Here is a 1,991-nt window from a genome sequence, read left to right as displayed (position 1 = left end):
AAATCAACTAGCACCACGCGTATTCATTTACGTAGTTTGGGAGCTTCGATTGCGGATTGTCAGCAATTTAATGAATTACTTGGAGATTCTGATATAACAGCAGATGATTATGAACAAGGATTGAAGTTGTTAGATAAACTTGAGGATAATCTCAATAAAAGGATTGCCACAATTGAACAGCAGAAACAATTTTTAGCAGAAAAGAAACATCGATTTACTAAGGAACGTGATATTTTACTTCAAAATAAAATGAATGGTGAGGAAATTAAATTATGAGACAACATGCACATATGGCCTGTACATCAATTATGGTCGGTAAAAAAGCCGCAATGGACGGAGTTAATTATATTGCTCGTAATGAGGATAACTTTGTTGCTAATTGGCCTAAGCGTTTTATTGTTCAAGCAGCGGCTAAAAACCGTCATGAAACATACACATCACCTTACAATAAGTTGAGTGTTGAATTACCTGAAACAGGCTATCGTTATACTTCTTCACCTGACGCTAATCAAGATGAGGGTTGGTATGAAGAAGATGGTATCAATGAGAAAAATGTTGGTATGAGTGCGACTGAAAGTGTTACAGCTAATGAAAAAGTTTTGGCTTATGATCCATTGATTGAAAACGGTGTAGCTGAAGATTCAATCACAACGTTAGTTTTGCCATACATTAATTCAGCTCGTGAAGGTGTGAAATACCTAGGTGATTTGATTGCCAAATATGGTTCAACTGAAAGTAATGGCGTGGAATTTTTTGATGAAAATGAAATTTGGTATATGGAATTAGCTACTGGTCATCACTGGGTTGCTATTCGTATTCCTGATGACTGCTATGTTGTAGCAGCCAACCAAATTGGAATTGAAACTATTGATTTTGCCGACCCTGAAAATTACATGTGGTCAGACGGTATTCAAGAATTTGTTTCTGAAAACAATTTAAATCCAGATACAGATAGCTGGAACTTCCGTCATATTTTTGGAACAAGTACTAAACAAGACCGTCACTACAACACACCACGTGTTTGGTATGGTCAAAAAGTATTGAATCCTTCACTCGAACAAGATCCTGAATCAGCCGACTTGCCATTCTTGAGAAAGCCAGAAAAGAAAATTTCTGTTGAAGATATTCAATATATTTTGGCATCACATTATAACGAAACAAAATTCGATCCAATCGGTAGTGGCAGTCCAGAAGATAAAAAACGTTACCGTGCTATTTCACTTTCCAGAACAGCTAATTCACATATCTTACAATTACGTGATTCTAAGAAAGTTGCTGCCAATGGAATTGAATGGAAAGCACTAGGAATTCCAAGTTTCACACCATATGTGCCATTCTTTACCAATGCAGACGATATTGATGAATCATACAGCTTTGTACCAGAGAAGTTGGATATGAAGAGTGCCTATTGGATTTATGAAGCCTTATCAATGGTTGTAGAAAGCCATTATAGCGACTTTGCAACAGCCAACTTGGACTATCAAAAAGAATTAGCATCATGGGCCAGAAGAAAGATTGCAGCAGTTGATAAAGAGACCGTTGGTCTGACAGGTCAGAAGTTAACAGATTATCTAACAGACCAAAATCATCAAATTGCTAAACATTTTAACGATGCAACTAAAGAACATCTAGGAGATTTGATTACTCAAGGAACAGAGTTGTCGAAGTTAACATTTAAGATGGATCCCAATTTATAGAGAGCGAAGATGGGGCGGTCAGCTCCCGAGCATTTTCGTAACTTGATGAATTGCCCGCTGTACTTTGCGGGTGATTTATCAAGTTATGAAAAGCGGAAGGAGTTGCCCTGTCGTAGCTCGTTTTAGAGCCACTGAATGAAAAAATTCAGTGGCTTTTTTAATCCCCTAATTTCACAAAAAATGCCAAAAAATTCTTGGCAATACGTCAATAAACAACAAGATTTCAATCTAAATTTCAAATAAAATATTCAAGGACTTTTTCCGAAATAACAAACAAAACAGACTAAGCTTAGT

General features: G+C 36.6%; 2 protein-coding genes. Both read left to right on the top strand.

The features are described 5' to 3' along the window. A partial coding sequence (locus FD31_RS14245) for a hypothetical protein (RefSeq protein ID WP_201782119.1) occupies positions 1-276 on the top strand: 276 nt, incomplete at its 5' end. Further along, positions 273-1,697: a C69 family dipeptidase gene (locus tag FD31_RS13670; protein ID WP_057893318.1), complete on the top strand. Its 1,425-nt coding sequence runs from the start codon at positions 273-275 to the stop codon at positions 1,695-1,697. The genes FD31_RS14245 and FD31_RS13670, both read left to right, overlap by 4 nt. Positions 1,698-1,991 lie beyond the last annotated feature (294 nt).

It is taken from the genome of Companilactobacillus nantensis DSM 16982 (genome assembly GCF_001435815.1).
In the GTDB taxonomy this organism is placed as follows: domain Bacteria; phylum Bacillota; class Bacilli; order Lactobacillales; family Lactobacillaceae; genus Companilactobacillus; species Companilactobacillus nantensis.
Note: the sequence above shows the minus strand (reverse complement) of the source record. Positions and strands in the feature narration are given on the sequence as shown.